The following is a 23119-nucleotide window of genomic DNA, read 5'->3' as shown; positions in this document are numbered from 1 at the left end:
TGATTGCGAAGCGTAGTGGGAAGAGCCGGGGAATATACCAAAAAGAAAGGATGGAGCCCATCAGATAATGTGCGTTTCAGCCGTTAGCTTTGTGCCCCTTTTGCGTTAGATTTGCTGAGTACCGATGAACGACCGGATGGATGACCGCCTAAAACAATCTGCCTCGCGGGCCAAAGCCGCTTGGAACAGCCGCCCCCCGCAGCTGTCCATGGGCACGCCCTCGGGTAAGCTCCCGCCCCAGGCGCGCGAGCTGGAAGCCGCTGTTTTAGGTGCCCTGATGCTGGAAAAGGATGCCCTGACCACCGTTATTGACATTCTCAAGCCCGAGAGCTTCTACGACGAGAAGCACCGGCGCATTTTCAAGGCCATCCTCAATCTGTTCGACAAATCCGAGCCGATTGACATCCTGACCGTGACCCACGAACTGCGGGAAATGGGGGAGCTCGAAGCCGGCGGCGGGGCCCACTTCGTGGCCAACCTCACCTTCAAGGTGAACTCGGCGGCCAACATTGAGTACCACGCCCGTATCATTACCGAAAACGCCATCAAGCGGGAGCTGATCAACATAGCCAGCACCATTCACCGCGACGCTTTCGAGGACACGACCGACGTTTTTAACCTGCTCGACAGCACCGAACAGGCCCTGTTCGAAGTTTCGGAATCCAACATCCGCAAGAACTTCGACGACATGCGCAGCCTGATGGGCAAGGCCATCAAGGAGCTGGAAGAAAAGAAAAACCAGAAGGACGGCCTCACCGGCGTGCCCTCGGGCTTCTCGGCCCTGGACCGGGTCACTTCGGGCTGGCAGCCCTCTGACCTCGTGATTATTGCGGCCCGTCCCGGTATGGGTAAGTGCTTAGGTAAAGGTACTAAGGTGCTGATGTACGACGGCACGCTGCGCAACGTGGAAGACGTGCGCGAAGGCGAACTGCTGATGGGCGACGACTCCACGCCCCGCCGGGTGCTCAACATTGCCCGGGGCCGGGAAAATATGTACTGGGTGCGCCAGAACAAGGCCGAAGGTTACCGCGTCAACGAAAGCCATATTCTCTCGCTCAAGCGCAGCCGCACCGAAGGCCCACACCGCCACGGCGACGTGCTCAACATCACGGTGAAAGACTGGCTGAACAAGTCCGAGAAGTTCCGCTCGAACTATAAGGGCTACAAAGTACCGGTGGAATTCGCTGCGCAGGAAATATCGGTTGACCCATATTTCCTCGGCGTGTGGCTCGGTGATGGGTCTTCCGACAACTGCCGCATCACCGGCCAGGATCAGGAAATCATTGACTACCTGCACGAATACGCAGAAGCCTTGGACATGCAGGTAACGGTGGGCGTGGTCGAAGGCCGCTGCAACAGCTACGGCATCACCCGGGGCCGGCAGGGCGGTAGCATTGCGCAGTATTCGCTGCAGGATGAGCTGCGGCAGCTGGGCGTGCTCGGCGACAAGCACATTCCGCAGCAGTACCTGAGCAACTCGACCGAGAACCGCCTGCGCCTGCTGGCGGGTCTGATTGACTCCGACGGCCACCTGGACCCAGTGAGCAATGGCTACGAAATCACCCAGAAAAACCACCGGCTAGCCCGACAGATTAAGTTTCTGGCCGATTCGTTGGGCTTCCGTACGTCATTGAAGAAAAAGCGGGCCGCCATCAGCAGCATCGGTTACGAAAGTGAAGTTTTCCGGGTGCGTATTTACGGCGACATCAATCGGGTGCCAGTGCGAATCGAGCGGAAGAAAGCCCAACCCTGGGCCAGTAAGGTTGATTGGCGCATGACGGGCATTTCGGTTGAGTTCGATAAAGAAGACGACTACTACGGCTTCGCTATCGATGGCAACCGTTTGTTCCTGCTCCAGGATATGACCGTGACCCACAACACGGCTTTCGTAGTGTCGGCGATGCGCAACGCGGCCGTCGACCACAAGAAGGCGGTGGCCATTTTCTCGCTGGAAATGTCCTCGATTCAGCTCGTGAATCGTCTGATTTCGGCCGAGGCGGAGCTGGACTCCGAGAAAATCAAGAAGGGCAACCTGGCCGACTACGAGTGGGCCCAGCTCAACCACAAGATTGCCGGCTTGTCGTCGGCCCCGATTTACATCGACGACACCCCGGGCCTGAGTATCCGCGAATTGCGCACCAAGTGCCGCCGCCTCAAGGCCCACCACGACATCCAGATGATTATCATCGACTACCTGCAGCTGATGACGGGTAACTCGGATGGGGGTAAGGGCGCCGGCAACCGTGAACAGGAAATTGCCTCGATTTCGCGGGCCCTGAAGGGGATTGCCAAGGAACTGAACGTGCCGGTGCTGGCCCTGTCGCAGCTTTCCCGTTCGGTGGAAACCCGCGGCGGCGACAAGAAGCCCCAGCTCAGTGACCTTCGCGAATCGGGCTCTATCGAGCAGGACGCCGATATGGTGGTGTTCCTCTACCGCCCCGAGTACTACAAGATTACGGAGGACGAAATGGGCAACCCGACCCAGGGCACTGGCGAGGTAATTATTGCCAAGCACCGGAACGGCTCCCTGGAAACGGTGCAGCTTAAGTTTATCGGCAAGTTCACCAAGTTTGCCGACCTCGACGGCGGGGGCTTTGGCATGGATGCCGAGTACAACACCGGCGCCTTCCCGGCCAGCACCTTCGACGACGAGCCGGGCTTCGCGCCGAACACCATCCGGCTGGGCAGCAAGATCAACGAGGGCGGCCCCGGGCCGGTACCCTTCCCAAAAAGCAACTTCGGCAACGACGACCCGCCGTTTTAAGCCGGTTGTGCCACCGCCAAAAGTGGGTCGAATGTATCAAGCACTGGTCTAACGGCCAGTGCTTTTTTGGCTCTGCCCAGGTACTCGGGCCCGCAGCTATGAAACCTGCCTGAATTCAAGCAGCTTTGTGGGAAAGTCAGAGCGGCTCCGTTCCTGACCCAAATAGAATTATACTAAGTAAGCACCATTTTGTATGAAGAAATTATACGCGTTGTTGTTTTGCCTGAGTTTGGTGGCCCGGCCAGTCTGGGCCCAATGGCAAGCCGCCTATCCGCTGGGCATCATGGCGACGGGCGTTTACTTCACCTCCGAGCAGACCGGCTACGTGGTGGGCGAACAGGCAGGCCGTGCCGTCATTGCCAAGACAACGGATTCGGGAGTCAACTGGCGCAAGCTGGCCAGTCCGGCCTTTGGCTCGTCTGTGCGGGCGGTGTGGTTTACGGCGGCCGATACGGGCTACGTGCTTCAGGAGTATAACCTGCTCAAAACCCAGGATGCCGGCGCTACCTGGACCAACCTGGGCAATCTGCCAACTCAGGCCATAGCTCAGGGTGTGCAATTTACCTCTGCCCGCACCGGGTACGTAAACTGCCTCAACGGGGCCGTGTACAAAACCACCAATGCCGGCCTGAGCTGGCAGAATACCCAGGTTCCCGCGGCCGGTTCAAACGGGTCGTACGGCAATAATAGTCGCCTTACGTTTCCCTCGGCCCAGGTCGGCTACCTGATTGTAGGATTTGAGTTGTTCAAAACCAGCGACGCGGGGGCTTCCTGGCAGCGCCTGTCCGGCGTATCAGGCGGCCGCTACCGGGCCATTATGTTTCGGTCGGTCCTGGAAGGATACGTCAACACCGACTCGGGCGGCACCTACGCCACCACCGACGGCGGGCTTACGTGGACGCGGCTGCCCGGGGGCTGGGACACAGTCGACCACCTGTATTTTCCGACGGCCCAGCGCGGCGTGTTGTTGTCGAGTTACTCCACTATCCGGCAAACTACCGACGGTGGCGCTACCACGCAGGCGGCGTATCATTCCAACTACACCTTCTCCTGGGCGGGCGTGCATTTTCCAACGGCTCGTTTTGGGTGCGCTGTGGGTAGCGACGGGGCCATCGTTATTACCCGGGACGGGGGCAGCAGCTGGCAGATGCACAACCCCAGCTCTACTAATTTGCAGCCCAACTATGCCATGACTTTTGGCCGCAATGGGCAGGGCATCATTGGCGGCGAAGCGGCCGGGCTTTGGCGCACTGCCGACTACGGTCAGAGCTGGGTGGTGGATGAGCAAACCCTGCCGTCCTATATGGATGTGTATGGCCTGCACTTTGCCGATCCGGACACCGGGCTCATCGTGACGACCAACAACGGGTTCTACATGACCCACGACGGCGGGAAAACCTTTCAGACCAATACGGGCCGGGCAGGAGCCTTTGTCGGGCATTTGTCGGCTACCGACTATCTGCTGCTCAGCAGCAAGGTGATTTTCACAACCGGCAGCTCAGTCAACGGCAGCGCCCGCCTGGCCAAATCGACCGACGGGGGGCGCACCTGGAGCTATTATGGTCCTGGCTTTCAGAACCGGCTGGCCTCGCTGGCCTTTCCTACCCGGCAGGTGGGTTACGCCTGCGGCGCGGTGGGCAAAGTGGTCCGCACGACGGACGGGGGCAACAGCTGGGAGCAGATTGATGCACCAGTCAACAATGACTTGCTTAAAATCCAGTTTCGTACGCCCACGTTTGGGCTGGCCGTGGGCACCTACGGTGGCATCGTGCGCACCACCGACGGCGGCACTACCTGGACCAGCGTCGTCAGTGGCTTGTCGTTTCCTTTGATTGCCATTCATTACGCGTCCGACTCGGTAGCCTACGTGGGTAGTACGCAGGGGGAATTAGCCCTCACCGAGAATGGCGGCCGGACCTGGAAAGTCATTACCACCCCCCAGGAGCGGATAAATGGCGTGCGGGAATATTATTTCCGGGACAACAATACCGTGCTGGCTATGAGCGAATACTCAGTATACCGCCGCGACCTGCCGGGCCAGACCACTTTGAGTGCCTTGCCGGGGGCCTCGCCAAGCCGCGCTGCGCTGCACGTATATCCCAACCCCGCGGCCGAAACGCTGACGGTGCAGTATCCGGCCAGCTTTGTGCCCCAGCGCCTGCGCGTGTACGACCGGCAAGGACGGCTGGTGCAGGAGCAGACCCAGGCTGGGCACCTACACGCCGTATCCGTCGCTAGCCTTCCGGCGGGTATCTACCTGCTCCGGGCCGAAAGCAGCCAGAATACTATTCTTAATCAGCGCTTTAGCAAACTATAATCCTTGATGAGCAAACTATTCATTCCCTGGCTGCTGGCCAGTGGTCTGCTGGTAGTAGCAGCCTGTAAAAAAGATCCAGCTTCGCCTCAGGATCCGCCCGTGGCGCAAACGGCCAAACTAACGATGGTACGGGGTGACAAGCAAACGGGGCCGTATGGCGCCGACTTGCCCGACAGCCTGGTGCTGAAAGTAACGCCCGCGGCCGGCGAAACGGCCCAGGACTACGTGGTAACCTATAAAATGCGGGTTGGCAACGGTACCGTAATGATGCCGGCCTATCCGTATTCGATAGGCAATCGGCTGTCCGTGGACCGCAAAGGCCTGACGCGCACCCGCTGGAGCCTGGGCTGTAACGCCTCCCAGCAGAAAGTCACCTTTTACTTGTCGGCCCCCAGCTGCTTGGGTGGCCAGTGCCCGCCGCTCGACTCGGTGAGCTTCACGGCTACGGCTCAGCGGCCCACGGGGTGGAGCCGCGCCTGTGGTGCCACCCCGGGGGGAATAAGCACCAGCTTCTGCAACTGCGGCCCCGGCTTGTATGCCTTGTTTAACGACCAGCCTTATGTTTCGGCCGACCAGGGCGTGAACTGGCAGCCCCTGACCGTGCCCGTGGCCAATGACCGGGTCAGATTTCTAAAATGCAACTCCCGGGGTGTGCTCTATGCCCTGCTGGAGAACAGCGGCATCTATACCTCCACCGACAAGGGCACTACCTGGAAGGCTATAAACAACGGCATCCTCGACCACCGCTATCCGCTCACCCTGCTGGTGGAAGACAACGCGCTTTTCGTCAGCTTTTCGTTTGATGGCCTCTACCGCACCACCAACAACGGCGGCTTCTGGCGCAAGCAGCTTCTGGACGGCAAGTACTATGAGGAGTACAGCTTCCTGACGCGGCATCCCAACGGCAGCCTGTACGTGTTCGACAAGTGGAGCGCCTTATTCAAGTCGACCGATAACGGCGACAACTGGCAGAAACAGACCACCTCGCGCCAGTACATCAGCAGCCCCACCTACGACATGACCGTTGATAACGCGGGCAACCTGGTGGTGGCTTCCGGCTACGATGGCTACGTGTCCACGCTGTCGCCGACCACGCTGACGGGCAATGTGACATCCTTCTACACTCCCCAGACGCATACTACGTGCCGAGTCGACCACCTAACGCCCTACCAGAACAAGCTCTACTTTACGGTAGATGGCAACCTGGTACCGGGGGTATACGCGGGCACTCCCGGCAATTACACTCTGGCCAGCACGGGCTTTACCAAGCCAATCAGTGGCTTCCATGTTCGGGATGACGGCAGCCTGCTGCTTGCTTCCCACGATGGGCTCTACTACTTCAGCCGTTAAGCGGTAGTACAGGCTACAGGCTTGCCGGGCAACCAAAATAGAAGGCCTCCCGCAGCAGTGCGGGAGGCCTTCTTGGGTGAAATAAGAAGCGCTTTTTGTTTCCAAGCGCGCTGCTCTTGCAGTGATTATGGGTAAGATGGATGGGCTGATTAGCGCTAAAGTGCCTGCGGGAGAGCTGTAATAGCATCAGCCGTAAAGTCGGCGGCGAAGTGCAGGATGTTGGGAAGGTGGGCAAACTCGTGCTGCTCGTGCGTAGTAGTGAGAACAACTGCTTTCATCCCGGCATTCAGAGCCGCTTCGGCACCTTTGGGCACATCCTCGAAGACGAGGCAGTCGGCTGGCTCCACCTGGAGCAGGGCGGCGGCTTTGAGGAAGGTCTCGGGATGGGGCTTGCTGCGCGTCACATCGTCGGCGCTGACGATGGCCTGGAAGTAGTGGCGGATGCCGAGGGTATCGAGCACGAAGTCGATATTAAAGGGAATAGCCGCCGAGCCGATGGCCATTGGAATGCCGAGCTGGTAGGCCCGTTCCAAAAACTCCGGTAGCCCGGGCAGCAAAGCCAGGTGGGGCCGGAACTGCTGTTGGTAGCGCTGCTCTTTGCGCAGGGCTAGCTCGGCCATTTCCGCTTCGGTAAACCGGTCGGGGCCGAACATGCGCACTAGTACTTCCTGGTTTTTGCCGTACATCTGGGGCTTCACTTCTTCCCGGGTGAAGTGGCCGCCCAGCTCATGGTTAAAAATGTGGTGCCAGGCATCGGTATGATAATCCATGTCGTGAATCATCGTTCCGTTCAGGTCGAAAAGAAAGGCTTTCATTGCGGAGGGGTGATATGTTGAGCGGTACGCTGCGCTGGCTATAGCAAGTGGAGCAGTAGGAGGGAAGAGGAGAGAGGGGCAAAAAGTTGGGGCAAACCGGCCTGGCTTGCCCCAACGGGTATTTGGTCAACAACTATTTGGCATGCCGAAACGCATACTTGCGCCTAGTCGTGCGCAACGAAGGTCGTTCGACGACAAGACACAACCGTGCGGTTCTACTGTAGCACGTCCAGGGCTTCTTTAAGGCGGGGTAGGGCGGCTTCCATGCTTTCCAGGGAAGCGCCACCAACGGACATGCGGAACCAGGTTGAGGTTTCGTCGGTGCCGAAAGCGCCGAAGGGTACCACCGCCAGCCGGGCCCGGGCAATGAGGTAGAAGGTAATGTCCTTGTTGGTAGCCAGCAGCTTGCCCTCGGGCGTCGTTTTGCCGAGGGCGTTGATCTGGGCCGTGAGGTAGATGGCACCCTGGGGCACGACGGCATCGACGGGGTAGCCCTGCTTTTTGAGGTCTTGCAGGCCGTTATACAGGGCATCGAGGCTGCGCTGGACTTTCACTTTGAAGCCAGTCAGGAACTCATCCACGGCGGCCCCCTGCTTGAGGTACTTGGCCGTGGCTACCTGCTCGGCCTTGGGGGCCCAGGCCCCTACGTGGCCCAAGATGGACTTCATCTTGTCGATGACATTGCTGGGGCCAAAGGCGTAGCCCACCCGCACGCCGGTAGCGGCAAAGCACTTAGAAATACCGTCGATGTAGATGACGTAGTCGCGCAGCTCGGGCCGCAGGTTGACCGGGTCGTAGTGCTGGGTCTGGCCGAAGGTCAGCATCCAGTAGATCTGGTCGTACATGATGTAGAGCGGCTTTTCGCCGGCGGCGCGGGTTTTGTTTTCGGCAATAACCAGGTCGCAGATAGCCTCCAGGTCTTCCCGGGAAAATACGGTGCCCGTGGGATTCAGCGGGGAGCAGAGGGCCAGCAGGGTGGCGCCTTTCAGGTGGGGCGCTACTTCGGCCGCGGTGGGCATGAAGTTATTCTCCACCGTCGTTTCAACCATGATGGGCTCGGCGCCGGAGAGGTGGCAGTAGTGGTTGTTGTTCCAGGAGGGCACCGGAAACACCACTTTGTCGCCGGCGTCAATCAGGGCCAGGTAGGTGGCGTAGATGAGCGGGCGGGAGCCGCCGGCTACCAGGATATCATTGACGGAGTAGGTGAGGCCCAGGCGCTCGGTCGTGAAGTCGGCTACGGCCGTGCGCAGGTCGGCCATGCCGTTGGCGGGCGGGTAGTTCGTCTGGCCGGCGGCATAGGCAGCGGCAATTTCGGTTTGCAGGCCTTCCGGGATAGGGTAAATTGAGGGGTCGAAGTCGCCGATCGTGAGGTTGCAGATTTCCTCGCCCTTGCGAATCATGTCGTTGACCTCGTTACCAATCTTGATAATCTCGGAGCCAATCAGGCTGCCGGCCATTTTAGAAACCATCATTACGTCGTTTTTTGCCAAATATAGGGGCGCCGCATTTTGTGCGTCGGAATTTATTGTTGCCGTTATGATTTCTAACGGGAGGCTTGGCTTATTCCTTTAGAAAACCCAAGCTGCTGTAGATGCCGGTGCCAAGAGCAAGGCCCGAACAAATTGCTTTGCCCGGGCCTTGCCGTGAAACGATTCACCGTAAAAGACTTAGGCGGCCACTGCGGCTTGTTTCTGCTGCTTTTTCTTGCCCTTGCGCAGGCGGTTAAGCCACATAATCACGCCCGTTACGGGGAAGGTCACGCCCAGTAGGCACACCACCACCGCTACGATTTTCGACGGAGTGCCGAAGATGGCGCCGGTGTGCACCGGCTTGAAGGTGCGCCGCACGCGCTGGCCCAGGTTGCGGTCCTCGAAGTTGAGCTTGCCCAGGGGCTGGCCCGTGTACTGATCCAGATACAGTTCATCGGTGGCGCCTTCGTAGGCGGCATTGGCCGAGGTCGTATTCACCCGCACGGCTTCGGTGGAGTCCTTGGGCAGAGAAATGCCGTACGACAGTGCGCCGGGCACCTGCTGCCGGGCCACGGTGTAGGCTTGGTCAAACGTCAGCTTACCCCCGGTCAGAGTTAAGGTCGACTTGGGGGCCTCGGGGCCTTTAGGGTCGGAGTTGGTGACGGCGAAGATGCCGTTGTTGAACCACTCAAACGACCAGGCCAGGCCCGTGAAGGCAAACACGAACAAGAACAGGGCGCTGTAGAAACCCAGCACGATGTGCAAATCGTGGTTGAGGCGCTTGAAGCTGGCGTCCCACTTGATGGTCAGGCGCTGCTTCACGATTTTGCGCGTAGCCGGCCACCACAGCACGATGCCGGTACCGATGATAAAGAGGAACATCAGCGTGCTGACACCTACTACGAGCTTGCCGATAGGGCCGCCCACCATACCGCGGTGCAGGGCCATCATGGTGAAGAAAAACGTGTCGCGGTAGTTGACTTTGTCAATCACTGCGCCGGTGTAGGGGTTCACATACAGCACCGGCCCGCGGCCACCTTCGCCACCGCCTTTGCCTTTTTCTCCCTTGCCCTTTTCACCTTTGCCGCCGTGCTCAGCGCCGCCCTGCTCGGCGCGGCCGCCACGGCCCCCTTCGGCCTTGCCTTCCCGGCCGCCTTCGGGCTTACCACCGGGGCCACCCGGACCGCCGGCCAAGCTGATTTCCACGGTGCGGGCAGGGTCGGCGTACACTTTCACCCCGCCGATTTTGGCCTTGGGGTCGGTGGCCTTCACGCCTTCAATCAGCTGGGCCAGGGGCAGGCGCTGCTGAGTGGTGGGCGGCGTCACGAAGAACCGCTCGGGGTGCCAGGCCTGGTCCAGCTCTTTCTCAAATACCAGCACGCCGCCCGTGAAGCAGACAATGGCGATGATGAGACCCGAAACCAGGCTCAAGTAGAGGTGAATGTTGCGAAACAGAATTTTCATACAAACGGTCGGTCGAGTCGGAAAGACAAAGATCGGGGTAAAGGCTTTATCGGCAACAAACCCGGAAGGCTACCAGTTGCAGCTGGAACCTCCCGGGCTTATTTTACCTATTCACTTACTTTATAAAAGACACCTTACAACCGGTAGCTGGCCGTGGCCTGGAAGTTACGGGGCGCAATGGGGTTCACGCTGTTGTCGTCGTGCAGGTTGTAGCTGAGCTCGTTGAGGATGTTGGCCAGCTTTACCCGCACCGAAAACCGGTCGTAGCTGTAGCCCAGCGAGGCGTCGAACTGCGTGTAGTTGGGAATCGAAATCAGCTTGAAAGCATCCCCGTTGGCCCAGGCTTTGCCCGTGGCGGGGTCTACCAGGCGGGTATTGCGGCCGGCCAGTTTGTCGCCCACGTAGTACGTGGTGATACCCGCATTCAGGCCGCGCAGGAAGGTGTTGCTGCCAAAGGCGCTGCTGAAGTTGTAGAACAGGCTCAGGTTAGCCGTGTGGGCGGGGTTGTAGCGCAGGCGGCTGCCGTTTTCGTAAATGTTGCTGTTGGTGTAGGCCGTGTTGTTGTAGCTGTAGCCGGTAATTACCGACCAGCCCATCATCGGCTTGCTTTGCACGTCTACCTCCACGCCTTTGCTGGTTACCTCACCGGCCATTTCCTGAGCGTTGGGGCGGTCGATGCTATAGTTATAAGCGCCGGGCAGGATGGTCTGCGTCTGGTTGCTGTTCACAATGCGGTAGGCCGTTATGTTGGCCGACAAAGCTCCTTTGAACAGGTCGTTCTTGATGCCAACTTCATACTGGTCAATCACGGAAGGGTCCAACGGCTTGCCTTCTGCATCGAAGGAGTTGGCCGACGTGTTGGGTACAAACGAGTTGGAGTAAGAGGCAAACAGCGACATCGTTTTGATGGGCTGGAATACCAGGCCAAGGCGGGGCGAGAAGGCATTGTCGTAGCGGGTCTTCGCCTCGGTAGCCGTAATCTTCTGTACGCCGTTAACGGGAGCATCGTAGGCGTAGGTCGTAACCGGCGTTTCCAGATAGCTCCAGCGTACCCCAGCCAGCATCTTCACTTTCTCCGAAATAGCCAGCAGGTCCTGCACGTAGAAGCCAGCCCGGCGGGTGCTGCCCAGCGTGCGGGAGCTGAACAAGAGCTGGTCGTAGCCGCTTACGCGCTTGGCCGGCGCCGGTACGGTCTTGCTGCGGTCCAGCACGTTGATGGAGTCAAACGCCTGGGCCCCGTAGGTAAGGGCATTGGTTTGGTACTGGTCGGCGTCGGCACCTACCAGCAAGGTGTGGCCCAGGAAGCCGGTGCGGAACTTGCCGGTCAGGTCGAGCTGGGCAATGTAGTAGTTCTCCGTCGATTGGGTGCGCGAGAGGCTGCGCTGCCAGTTGCCGTACATCTGGGGGCGCGGATACACCATGCTTACCTTCGTGGCCTGATTGGTTTTGGTAATGGTGCCGTTGTTGATGCCCGTAGGACGGTTGCCGCTTAGCTGCTCATTGTCGTAGCGCTGGAACCCGCCGATGGCCCGAATCTGCCAGGAGTCATTCAGGCGGCTAGTCAGGGTGGCGGTGGTGCTGGTCTGGTTGGTTTTGTTCTTGGCGCCGGGCACGTTCAGGAAGCGGGTGCGCGACTCCAGGATGTTGTAGTCGATAGCGCCGATACCGAAGTCGGGCGTGCGGTTGTCGCGCAGGTAGTCGCCTTCCAGCACCAGGGTCGTCTTGGGCGTCAGCTCAAACAGCAAGGAGGGGTTTACATACACTCGGTCTGACTTCACTTCGTCGCGGAAGCTGTTGGCTTTTTCGAAGGTGCCATTCAGGCGGAAAGCCACTTTGTCGCTCTTGCCCACGGCGCCGTACACGTCGAAAATAGGCTTCCACAAACCGAATGAACCCACGCGCAGACCCACCGAGCCGCCGCGCTCAAACTGCGGCTTCTTGGTGACCAGGTTCAGCACGCCGCCAGCCGCCACGTTGCCGTAGAGAATAGCCGCGCTGCCTTTCAGCACTTCCATGCGCTCCAGGGAGCTGGCTTCGGGCATTACACCGTTGTTGAAGCGTACCCCGTTCTTAAAGGTGTTGTTGGAGCCGTAGGCAAACCCCCGGCTGCCCAGTTCTTCCTGGGTGCCGCCGGTAGTGCTGGTCACGTACAGGCCGCTCACGTTGGCCAGCGCGTCGCTCAGGCGCAGTACCTGCTGCTGCTCCAGCACCTGCCGGTCGACGGTTACGACGGCCTGGGGCAGGTCGAGCAGGGCCACGGGCATCTTGCTGACGGTGGCCGGGCGCTGGTTGAGGCTGCGCTGCTCCATGATTTTCACCTCGGCCAGCTCATGCTTGTTGATCTGCAGGGTGATGGTGGGTACGGTCGTAGTTTGGCCCGCCACTACTTCTACCGAGGTTTCCTGAGTTACGAAGCCCAGGCCGCTGATGTGCAGCAACTGCACGCCGGCGTCGGCCTTGAGCTTGAAGCTGCCGTCGGAAGCGGTGTTGACACCGGTACCAGCCTTTTTCAGGCTCACCGAAATATTCTCCAGCGGCGCTCCATCCGTGCCCGTCAGCTTACCGACAATCAAGCCACCCAGTGCCTGTGCCCAGCCAGTGGCCGGTAAAAGTAGGGTGAGTAGCAGAATCGACAAGAGTAGGAAACGACGCATAGCGTTATTTAGAATGATTAAACTTAAGGCAAAGATGGGGGTTGTTTAGAATCCATCCAAACAAAACATCGACTTTTTAGAATAGATCTAAGTAGGAATCCCAGGTAGTGCGCAGGCGTGCATAGTAGGGCCTTGACGCAGCGCCAGTTGCTGCCCCCACTTCTTTGGTAGCTCAGGCTGGTGTAAACTTGGACGGTTTCCTACTTCTTTACTCTTTAGGATTATATGCTAGAGCATTTGCGCACGTATTTGCAAGCCAAGCTGCCCCTGACCGACGAGCAGTTTGGCGCCCTGGCTCCGTTATTAGTGCCCCGCCACCTAGCCCGGCAGCAGGTGCTGGTGCAGCAGGGCGAAGTGAGCCGCTACGGGGCTTTTGTGGTCCAGGGTTGCCTGCGCAGCTTCGTGGTCGATAAGAAGGGCAAGGAGCACGTATTGCAGTTTGCCCCCGAAAACTGGTGGATAGCCGACCAGCACAGCCTAATGCACCACGAGCCGGCCCTATTTTCCATTGATGCCCTGGAGGAGTCGCAGGTGCTGCTGTTTGGCCCCGACTTCTACCAGCAGTTGCCTCAGCTGGGCCCGCCGTTCCAGTCGTTTTTCGCCGACTTGAAGCAAAACAGCATGCAGGCCATGCAGAAGCGCCTGATTGCCACGCTCAGTGCCTCGGCCGAGGAACGCTACCTGAACTTCATTCGGACCTATCCGTCCCTGGCTCAGCGCCTGCCCCAGCGGCTGATTGCCGCCTATCTGGGTATTACGCCCGAGTCATTGAGCCGCATCCGGAAGGAACTGGCCCGACCCTAACTCCGGCCGCGGACTTTTCCCGTGTAGCACCACTGAGGATAGATAAGCTTTAATGATGATCTGCATGGGCTTGCTAATATTTGGTATTATTCGAATATATATTGGTAATAAATCAAAAGTTATACTTTGAATTAGATAGAGAGGCCATTGCCCTCCCATGCACATGGGCTTTTTAGTGGGCCGCAGGTGTGAGTTCTGCTGTAGAATTTCCGGTTATGCTTCCTGGAGTTGGTACGCCCTGCGGCAGACACCTTCCCGCCCTCCTCTCGCAGGAGGGCCCCTGGCTGACTATGCCCACTCATTTCTTTCCTTCTATTTCATGTGGTATCATCTTCACTTCCGCTTACTGCTGCTGAGTTGCTGTTTGTGTATTACTCCCAGCTTGCGGGCCCAGCAAGTCTCGGAAGCATGGACGGCCCGCTACGAGGGCAACGCCGATGCCTGTTCCGTTATCAGCGGTGGTTCCATTGTGATTCATGCGGGGGGCAATGCGGCCCGCGAAGTTGCCCCGGCCGGCGTCTCCGCGGTTCACGAGCTGTCGGCGTATCCCACGGTGGTGCACGATCAGGCCACCATCACATTTGTTGCCGAGCAGGACGGGAGCTACGAGCTGGCCTGCTACGATGCGTGGGGGCGGCTGGTCCGCACCCTGCCTGGAGGTACCACTCAGGCCGGCTGGGTGCAGCAGGCTTCGTTCCGGGCGGCGGGTCTGGTGGATGGGCTCTATATTATCCGGCTGCAGGCGGGGGCTCGTTCCCAGAGCGTTCGGGTACTGGTTCAGCGGTAACTCGCAGAAGGCAGCAGCGGCCCGCATTTGGTAGCAGGTGGCTGGTGGGTTTTGGCACCGTACAGGGCCCGGCAGCCGCATTTCTTATCCTAGGTCAAGGCGCGGAGCAGGCTGAGGCGGTATTTTTGAGGTGTATTTACCAAAGCAGGATGGACCGCCCCACCTTTCTCAAAACACTGGCCCTGCTGCCTTTTGCCTCCGCCATGAACCTCCACGATATTCATAAAACCGCCACTGCCTTCCCCAAATCGGAGAAAATGCCCGTGCTCTTCATTGGCCACGGCTCCCCGATGAACGCCCTGGAAGACAACGCCTTTACCCGCCGGCTAAAGCAGATGGGCCAAGACATCCGGCAGCGGCAGGTGCCCCATGCCATTCTGGTCGTGTCGGCCCACTGGCTGACCCGCGGCACGTTTGCCGGCACCAACCAGCGGCCCGAAACCATCCACGACTTTGGGGGCTTTCCGCAGGAGCTGTTTGCCATGCAGTACCCCGCGCCCGGGGCCCCCAGCTTTGCCCAGTCCATCATTGAGCACGTGCACGACGTGCACGGCTCCGACGAGTGGGGCCTCGACCACGGCACCTGGACCGTGCTGCACCATCTGTTTCCGGAGGCCAACATTCCCGTATTTCAGCTCAGCCTCGACGTGAACAAGTCCATGCAGCAGCACTTCGACCTGGCCCGGCAGCTGCAGTTTTTGCGGGAGCGGGGGGTGCTCATCGTCGGCAGCGGCAACATCGTGCACAACCTGCGCCAGAGCATGCCCAAGCTCATGATGGGCGACGCCTCGCCCTACGACTGGGCCACCGAGTTCGACGAGTGGGTGAAAGCCAAAATCGACCAGCGCGACTTCGCCAGCCTGGTCAACTACCAACAGCTGGCCGGTGGCAGTGGCCAGCTCTCAGTGCCCACCACCGACCATTACCTGCCGGTGCTGTACAGCCTGGGCTTGGCTGATAAGGACGAAAACATTACCCACACCTTCGAGGAAGTCAGCTACGGCGGCTTGAGCATGCGCACCTTTATGGCCGGCTAAACCGCAATTCCTCCTTCTGCACAACCCGGCCCCGCCTGACTAGTTTTAGGTGGGGCCGCGTGTTGTAGGGCAAATTCCTAAGATTGCAGCCATGAAAGACCTGCTGCACCCCGACCTGACCTTTCGCCTGAACGGCCGCCTGTGGCTGGAAGGACCCACCGACCGGATGATGGGCATCGGGAGGCTGGAGCTGCTGGAGAAGATTCACCGCTTGGGCTCGATTTCCAAGGCGGCCCAGGAAATGGAAATGTCCTACAAGCGGGCCTGGGACTTGGTAGCATCCATGAACCAGCAGGCCCGGGAGCCGCTGGTGAGCACCCAGGCCGGCGGTAAGCGCGGCGGCGGGGCCGTAGTAACCGAAGCCGGGCAACTGATGATACGGGAGTTTGCGGAGCTGCAGGCGCGGTTTCAAGCGTTTCTGGCCGTCGAAACTGCCCGGCTGGTGGAGTAGGCTGGGTTCGGCAGCGTCAGGACGAATCCAAACCATTAGGCGGGTTAAGCGTTATGTTTGGGAAAATATAACGCTTGGTTTCATCCGCTACGCCTCTTCATGCCGCTTTCTACTTTCTGCCAGTTCACCCCGCGGGCAGCTTACGTCGGCGTATTGCCGGTTTTCCTGCTGAGCGTACCCGCTGCCTGGGCCCAAACTGCAACACCTGCCGCCCCGGCCGACACCCTGCACAAGGTGGAGCTGGGCGAAGTGGTAGTGGCCGCCTCGCGGGTGGAGGAAAGCTTTTTACAGTCGCCGGTGACGGTGGAGAAGCTCGGGGCCCGGGCCCTGCGTCTGACGCCCGCGCCCACGTTTTTCGATGCCCTGGAAGGCGTGAAGGGCGTACAGGTGATTACACCCAGTCTGGGCTTTAAGGTGCTTAATGCCCGGGGCTTTGCCAATACTACCAATGTCCGCTTCGTGCAGCTCGTCGACGGCATCGACAACCAGGCACCCCACATCGGCGGACCCATTGGCAACGCCCTGGGGCCAAGTGACTTGGATATTGGCAGCGTGGAAATCGTGCCGGGCACGGTGGCGGCGCTTTATGGGCTCAACGCCATCAACGGGCTGGCCAATTTCAGTACCCGCAACCCGTTCAGCTCCGAAGGCCTGAGCGTGCAGCAAAAAACCGGCCTCAACCACGTAGCCGACCCGCTCGTTGGCGCCCAGCTCTACTCCGAAACCAGTGTGCGCTACGCCAAGGTGCTACGGCCCCGGCTGGCGTTGAAGGTGAACGGTACCTACAGCCGCGGCTACGACTGGATTGCCCACGACCAGACCGAGCTGAACCCCAACGGCAACGCCACTACCGGCCTGCTGGGCGCCGACAACCCCGCCCACGACCCGGTAAACAGCTACGGCAACGAGTCGTCGAACCGGATTACGTTTCGGCGCGGGGGCAAAACCTACTCGGTGGCCCGCACCGGCTATGACGAGAAGGACGTGGTGGATTACCGCCTGCAAACCATCAAGGCCGATGCAGCTCTGCACTACAAGCTGGGCCGGGCCGCCGAACTAGCCTACACCTACCGCCTGGCTTTGCTCGACAACGTGTACCAGCGCTCCAACCGGTTTCGGCTCCAGAACTACCGCCTGCAGCAGCACGCCCTGCAACTCACCGGCCCCGTGGTGCAGGCCCGGGCCTACGTGACAGGTGAAAACACCGGCCGCAGCTACAATCTGCGCTCCGCGGCCGAAAATCTGGACCGCAACTTTAAGCCCGACAATGCCTGGATAGACGACTATGGCACGGGTTACGACCAGGCCATTGCCAAGGGGCAAACCGTAGCGCAGGCCCACGCCGCTGCCCGAACCCAGGCCGATGCGGGCCGCTATGAGCCCGGCACGGCGCTATTCAATCAGAAGCTCGGCGAGCTGCAGAATATCAACAACTGGGACCAGGGCGCGGCCTTACGCGTGCAGGCCAGCTTGGTGCACGCCGAAGCCCAGGTGAACGTGGCCGAAGCCCTGCGCCGCGGAGGCCAAACCTGGTTGCCCGCTACCGTCGACGTGCTGGCCGGCCTCGACCACCGCACCTATGTCATCGTGCCCGACGGCAACTACTTCGTCAATCCCGAGCCGGGCCAGGACCCGCTGGGCGACAAGCTGACTTACGGCAAAACCGGGGGCTTCGTGCAGGCCGGGGCCCGCCTCTGGGAGCAGAAGCTGCGGCTCACCGCCACCCTGCGCGCCGACAAGAACGACTACTTCGATTTGCGCCTGAACCCGCGCTTTACGGCCGTGTACTCGCCCACTCAGCGCCACAACTTCCGGGTCAGCTACCAGAGCGGCTACCGGTTTCCAAGCTTATTCGAGGCCTTTTCCAACGTGAACAGCGGGCAGGTGAAGCGCATCGGCGGGCTGCGCGTGATGTCGAGCGGGGTGTTTGAGAACAGCTATTTGCGCAGCAGCATCGACGCCTTTAACGCCGCCGTGACGGCCAGCGTAAATGCCAATACTGACCCCACGCTCACCCCGGCTCAGAAGCAGAGCCGGGCAGTGGAGCAGCATAAAGGCCTGCTGCAACGCAATCCGTATACCTATCTGCGGCCCGAGCAGATTCGCTCCTTGGAGCTGGGTTATAAAGCCGCCCTGCTGCCGGGTGGGCGCCTCGTGCTCGATGTGGATGCTTACTACAACGCCTACCGCGACTTTATTGCGCAGGTAGAGGCCTACGTGCCCAAAACCCTGAACCCAGACTCGGCCGCCATCTACCTCAGCACCCGGGCCACCCAGAACCGCTACCGGCTCTGGACCAACGCCCAAACCCGGGTATATAACTACGGCGGCTCGGTGGGGCTGCGCTACGAGCTGCCCGGCGGCCTGCTGGCCGGGGCCAACGCCACCTACGCCCGCCTGGCCCGCACCGAGTCGGGCGACGGGCTGGAGGATGGCTTCAACACCCCGCGCTGGATGTACAACCTGAGTGTGGCCCACGAAAAGCTCTACCGGCAGTTGGGCTTCGGCCTGAGCTACCACTGGCAGCAGCATTATTATTCCCAAACCTTTCTGGTGAGCGGGAACGTACCGGCCTACAGCAGCCTCGACGCCCAGCTCACCTACACCGTGCCCCAGCCCCAACTGCGCGTGAAGCTGGGCGCTACCAACGGGCTAAACCAGTACTACACGTCCTTTCTGGGCGGCCCCAGCGTGGGCGGCCTGTATTACCTGGCCCTGACCTACACGGTGAACTAGGCGACAATTTGGCTCAGTGGTGCAACTGCGCCGGGCTTTGCGTGTTATTGGCAGCCCGGCTACAACCGGGAAGAGGCTTCCGGAGGCCTCAAGCGCCAGTCGTGGCGGGGCGGCCGGAAATGAACCCGCGCCGCCGCGGCGCAGTTCTGGCTTTCGTGCTACTTTTGTGGCTTCGGCCGCGGCCATCTTCTTCCTTTTCACCCGACTTCGTCGTCTGTCTATTTCCTGCTTTATGCTGAAAAAGTGCGTTGCCCTGCTGTGTCTGAGTATGCTGCCCGTGAGCCTGATGGCCTGGGGCGCCCAGGGCCACCGGGTCGTTGGTAAAATTGCCGAAAACCACCTGTCCAAAAAGGCCAAAGACCAGGTTGCCCTGCTGCTGGGCACCGAGCGGCTGCCGCTGGTAACCACCTGGGCCGATGAAGTGCGCTACTCGCCCGAGTATACCGCCACGGCCCCCTGGCACTTCATCAATACGGCCCTGGGCCTGCCTTTCGCCCAGTATGCCGGCGTGGTAACGGCCATGCAGGAGCCTAATGCCTACCTGGCTCTCAACCAGAATATAGCCGTGCTGAAGGACGCCAAGGCCACCAAGGAGCAGAAGGTGGTAGCTCTGAAGTTCGTCGTACACATCGTCGGCGACGTGCACCAGCCTATGCATGTAAGCCGGGCCGAGGACAAGGGTGGCAACGCCATAACCGTGAAGTACCAGGGCAAGGACACTAACCTGCACAGCCTCTGGGACAGCGGCCTGCTCGATTACGAAGGCATGACCTACTCCGAGCTGGCTACGCTGCTCGACAAGCCCACGCCCACCCAGGTGCAGCAGTGGCAGAAAGACGGCATCACGCAGTGGCTCTGGGAGTCGTATACCATCAGCCAGCAGCTCTACGCCGAAACCGAGAAAAGCGCCACTTTCGACTATAAGTACATACCGGCCCACCTGCCCACCGTGGAAGACCGCCTGCTGCAGGCCGGAATTCGTTTGGCCGGGGTCCTCAACAGTGTGCTTGGCTAAACCCGCTGGTTCTGCTATACCGGCCGAAGCCGCTCCGTTACCGGGGCGGCTTCGTTGTTTTCGGCGGTGAGTGAGCCGCGTCGGGCAACGCGTCATTACCGAGCTGACCTACCCGGCGGTGCGTGGCTTTCTGCGCAACTACCTGGAGCAGAGCTGGCCGAAACTCTGGCCAAGGTGGGCCTGCGCTACGAGCAGAAAACCGGGACTATCAGCGTGGCGGCTGAGCCCACTGCGGCCCGGCTGGCGTTGCGCCGTGCCTGGATTGGGCAGGAGCGGCGGCGCTTGGGGCCTACGCCGGCAGTGGGTGGCCGAAGTAGGTGTGCAGCACGTCGTAGATCTTATCCTTGGTCAGGGGCTTGGTCAGGAAGCCGGCAATGGGCAAGTCCTGCATGCGCACCACGTCCAGGGGGTTGAGCGAGGTAGTGAGCATGATAATAACCGACTCGCGCTGGGCCTGGGGCAGCTGCACGTAGGCTTCCAGGAACTCGAAGCCGTCCATGACGGGCATCTTCATATCCAGCAGAATCAGGCTGGGGAAAGCCGGATTGCCGGGCGTGCCGCAGGTCTGCAGATGGTCGAGGGCGTCTTGGCCGTTGAGGGCTACGAGCAGGGTTTCGGCTACGTCGAGGCGGGTAAAGAGCAGCTTATTGAGGTAGTTGGTCGTATCGTCGTCGTCCACGAGCAGGACGCAGGGCAGCTTGGGCATAGAGCAAAGTAAGGGGGAAAGAGAAGTAGTGACCGGGCGGCAGGTTAGCTAGCAGGGGAGGCGTAGAGCCTGAAGTAAATGAAGAAGCTGGTGCCCTGGCCGGGCTGGCTGGTGACTTCAATGCGGCCCCCGGCGTTTTCGACCATCTTCTTAACCATGTAGAGCCCGATGCCCGAGCCTTCGACGTGGTCGTGGAAACGCTGGAACATGGAGAACAGGCGCGGCAGTTGGGCTTCCTCGATGCCAAGGCCGTTGTCGCGCACTTCCATCACCATGTACTGCTCTTGGGTGCGACAGCGGAGCTCCACGCGAGGTTGCCGGTCGGGGGCGCGGTACTTTAGGGCGTTGCTGAGCAGGTTATACACCACCGAGCGCAGGTTCTTCTCCGGGAACAGAATCGGGGGGCAGTGGGCCACGTCCACCACGAGCTCGGCGTGGATCTCGTGCAGCAGGGGCTCCAGGTCCAGGCGCACGTCGTCGATGACCGAGGCCAGGTCGACGGGGGTGGTGGCCGGGGCGTGCTCTTTCTGGAGCTTGGATACCTCCGTGAGGTGGCTGATGGTGCGCTTGAAGCGGTTCACCGAGTCCAGCATCCGGCTCAGGATGGGACTCACGTTGCCGGTGCCGCTGACTTCGGGCGGCAGCTCCTCGTTGAGGGCGTAGAGCAGGCCCTCGATGTTGGAGATGGGTGCCTTCAGGTCGTGGGAGGCGGTGTAGATGAAGTTGTCCAGGTCCACGTTGCTGCGCAGCAGCTGCTGGTTGGTGTTGAGCAGCTCCTCGTTGGAGGCCTGTAGCTCTTCGTTGATGGCGGCCAGCTCCTCGTTGAGGTCCTGTACCCGCTCCCGGGCCTGCACCTGGTCGGTAATGTCGGTGATGAGGGTGTAGAAGCCCAGTACCTGCCCGTTCTGCACGTCGGGCACGTAGCTGGTGTGAATGTGCTTGATGAAGTCCGGGCGGTAGGGCATGCGGGCGTTGAAGTCGACCTGCTCCCCGGCCAGGGCCCGCTCCATATAGGGCACCAGGTTGGCAAAGGACTCAGAACCCACGATGCTTTCCACGGAGCGGCCCAGCAGGGCCGCCGGCTCCTGGTTAAACCAGGCTTTGTAGGCGTGGTTGGCAAACTGGTAGCGCCGCTCCCGGTCCACGTAGCTGATAAGTACGGGTAGCGCGTCGGTGAGCAGGCGCAGGCGGCGGGTGCTGGCCTCGGTGGCCTGGCGCGCGAGCACCTGTTCGGTGACTTCGAAGGCAAAGACCAGGACCCCGTCGATGCGGCCGTGCTCGTCGAAGCGGGGCTGCTGGACGTAGTCGAAGTAGCGGTCCTCGATGACCCCGTCGGAGTCGCGGACCAGGGGCACCAGGGTCGCATACTCCTCGTGGGGGGTGCCGGTAGCGTATATCCGCCGAAACACGTCCATCACCGGGTGGTCGGCCAGCTCCGGCACCGCCTCGCGGAAGGGGCGGCCCAGCAGGGGGCGAGTTGGCAGCAGGGCCTGGTAGGCAGGATTCACCAGCTCAAAGACCAGCTCGGGCCCGTCGAGGACGCAGATACCGGCCGGGGCCTGCATAAAGAACCGCTCCAGGCGGGTGCGCTGGCGCTGCTCTTCCAGCTGGGCCTGGCGCAGCTCCCAGGTGCGGGCCGCCACCCGGGCTTCCAGGTCGGCATTGATGATCTTGAGCTCTTGCTGGGCCACGGACAAGGCCAGGTTGTTGGCCAGCACTTCCTCGTTGGAGGCGTGCAGCTCCTCGTTGGTGGAGGCCAGCTCCTCGTTGAGCACGTTGGTTTGCTGCTCCTGCTGCTCGACCCGGTGGCGGCTGAGCACCTGCTCGGTTACGTCGTAGGCGAAGATGAAGACGCCAGTAATGGTCCCGGTCCCGTTGCGGGCGGCCTGGTAGATAAAGTTAAAGTAGATGGCCTCGGGCCGGCCGGTGTTCTGGCGGTCGATGTAGGCCACCTGCTCGTTGCCGTAATAGGTTTCGCCGGTGCGGTACACGCCCTCCAGCAGCTCCAGAAAGCCCTGGCCTTCCAGCTCGGGCCAGGCCTGGCGCAGGGGCTTGCCCAGCAGCTGCCGGTCGCCGACGAGGCGCTGATAGAGCGGGTTGACCAGGGTAAAGACCAGCTCGGGGCCTTCCATGCTGGCAATGCTGGCGGGGGCCTGCATCAGCAGGCTGTGCAGCTGCTGGCGCTGGGCTTCGGCCTCGGCGCGGGCGGCCTTTTCCCGGGCCTGGCTTTCGCGCAGGGCCAGCTCCACCGGGGAGCGGGGCTGGTCGGCCGTGTCGGTAAAGCTCACCAGCAGGCCCTGGCCGGCGCGGCGGGCCACCAAGTGGTAGAAGTTGTCGTAGCCGTCGGCCTGGTAGTTGATTTTATACTCGCGGGGCTCCCCGGTGAGGTAGGCCTCCACGTGGAAGTCGAAGGTGCCATGCTCCCGGCTGTGGGGCCACTGTTCGTTGTGGGTGAGCGTGGGGTGCTCGGGCATGCGCATCATGCGCTGGGCGGCGGCATTAAGCAGCTCGAAGCGGAAGTCAACGATGGTGGTACCGTCGGCCGGGTCGTAGATAGGCGTATAGAAAATCAGCCCGGTCACGGACATATCCACCACGAGGCGCAGCATCTCGTCGGGAGGCAGCCAGGAAGGTAAAGCCAGGGGAGGGGTAGAGGAAACGGACATTACAAGCGGATAGAAACAGGCCGAGGGGTGCCGGCCCGGCAAAGTAGCGGCTACAGGATACGGATTTTCAGGGACGAAGATATG

15 protein-coding genes are annotated in these 23119 nt (G+C 60.6%); 9 read left to right on the top strand and 6 right to left on the bottom strand.

Annotated elements, in window-relative coordinates; all coding sequences use genetic code 11:
* Positions 1–208 precede the first annotated feature (208 nt).
* From dnaB to MUN80_RS20690, 3 genes are all read left to right on the top strand, one after another.
* Complete coding sequence (dnaB, locus tag MUN80_RS20700; RefSeq protein WP_244724934.1) at positions 209–2764, top strand: replicative DNA helicase; 2556 nt, start codon at positions 209–211, stop codon at positions 2762–2764.
* A gap of 193 nt (positions 2765–2957) precedes the next feature.
* Positions 2958–5081, top strand: coding sequence for a YCF48-related protein (locus MUN80_RS20695; protein WP_244715905.1), 2124 nt, complete (start codon positions 2958–2960; stop codon positions 5079–5081).
* A 6-nt stretch (positions 5082–5087) separates the two neighbouring features.
* Positions 5088–6431, top strand: coding sequence for a WD40/YVTN/BNR-like repeat-containing protein (locus MUN80_RS20690; RefSeq protein ID WP_244715903.1), 1344 nt, complete (start codon positions 5088–5090; stop codon positions 6429–6431).
* Positions 6432–6586: 155 nt separating this feature from the next.
* Here MUN80_RS20690 and MUN80_RS20685 read toward each other — a convergent pair whose 3' ends face one another.
* From MUN80_RS20685 to MUN80_RS20670, 4 genes are all read right to left on the bottom strand, one after another.
* On the bottom strand, positions 6587–7246 hold the full coding sequence (locus MUN80_RS20685; protein ID WP_244715901.1) for an HAD family hydrolase: 660 nt from the start codon (positions 7244–7246) through the stop codon (positions 6587–6589).
* A 215-nt stretch (positions 7247–7461) separates the two neighbouring features.
* Positions 7462–8718: a pyridoxal phosphate-dependent aminotransferase gene (locus MUN80_RS20680; protein WP_244715899.1), complete on the bottom strand. Its 1257-nt coding sequence runs from the start codon at positions 8716–8718 to the stop codon at positions 7462–7464.
* Positions 8719–8913: 195 nt separating this feature from the next.
* Complete coding sequence (locus MUN80_RS20675; RefSeq protein ID WP_244715897.1) at positions 8914–10179, bottom strand: PepSY-associated TM helix domain-containing protein; 1266 nt, start codon at positions 10177–10179, stop codon at positions 8914–8916.
* 134 nt (positions 10180–10313) lie between these two features.
* Complete coding sequence (locus MUN80_RS20670; protein WP_244715895.1) at positions 10314–12833, bottom strand: TonB-dependent receptor; 2520 nt, start codon at positions 12831–12833, stop codon at positions 10314–10316.
* A 225-nt stretch (positions 12834–13058) separates the two neighbouring features.
* Between MUN80_RS20670 and MUN80_RS20665 the strand changes: the two genes are divergently transcribed.
* From MUN80_RS20665 to MUN80_RS20640, 6 genes are all read left to right on the top strand, one after another.
* Entirely contained in the window at positions 13059–13637 is a 579-nt protein-coding gene (locus MUN80_RS20665) for a Crp/Fnr family transcriptional regulator (protein ID WP_244715893.1), read from the top strand.
* A gap of 319 nt (positions 13638–13956) precedes the next feature.
* Positions 13957–14424, top strand: coding sequence for a T9SS type A sorting domain-containing protein (locus MUN80_RS20660; protein WP_244715891.1), 468 nt, complete (start codon positions 13957–13959; stop codon positions 14422–14424).
* A gap of 149 nt (positions 14425–14573) precedes the next feature.
* The gene (gene ygiD / locus MUN80_RS20655) at positions 14574–15461 is read left to right on the top strand and encodes a 4,5-DOPA-extradiol-dioxygenase (protein WP_244715889.1); all 888 of its coding nucleotides are present in this window, start codon (positions 14574–14576) and stop codon (positions 15459–15461) included.
* Between the two features lie 91 nt (positions 15462–15552).
* On the top strand, positions 15553–15912 hold the full coding sequence (locus MUN80_RS20650) for a winged helix-turn-helix domain-containing protein (RefSeq protein ID WP_244715887.1): 360 nt from the start codon (positions 15553–15555) through the stop codon (positions 15910–15912).
* A 99-nt stretch (positions 15913–16011) separates the two neighbouring features.
* A complete protein-coding gene (locus MUN80_RS20645; protein WP_244715885.1) occupies positions 16012–18648 on the top strand; it encodes a TonB-dependent receptor in 2637 nt (878 codons plus the stop codon).
* A 232-nt stretch (positions 18649–18880) separates the two neighbouring features.
* Positions 18881–19663 carry a S1/P1 nuclease gene (locus MUN80_RS20640; RefSeq protein WP_244715883.1) on the top strand — a complete coding sequence of 261 codons (783 nt, stop codon included), beginning with the start codon at positions 18881–18883 and terminating at the stop codon, positions 19661–19663.
* Positions 19664–19952: 289 nt separating this feature from the next.
* Here the strand turns inward: MUN80_RS20640 and MUN80_RS20635 are convergent, their stop codons facing one another.
* Positions 19953–20369, bottom strand: a complete 417-nt coding sequence (locus MUN80_RS20635) for a response regulator (RefSeq protein ID WP_244715881.1) — start codon at positions 20367–20369, stop codon at positions 19953–19955.
* Between the two features lie 44 nt (positions 20370–20413).
* Complete coding sequence (locus MUN80_RS20630) at positions 20414–23035, bottom strand: PAS domain-containing sensor histidine kinase (protein WP_244715879.1); 2622 nt, start codon at positions 23033–23035, stop codon at positions 20414–20416.
* Positions 23036–23119 lie beyond the last annotated feature (84 nt).

The sequence above is a fragment of the Hymenobacter cellulosivorans genome (assembly GCF_022919135.1).
Taxonomy (GTDB): Bacteria; Bacteroidota; Bacteroidia; order Cytophagales; family Hymenobacteraceae; genus Hymenobacter; species Hymenobacter cellulosivorans.
This window is presented reverse-complemented; position numbering and strand designations above follow the sequence as displayed.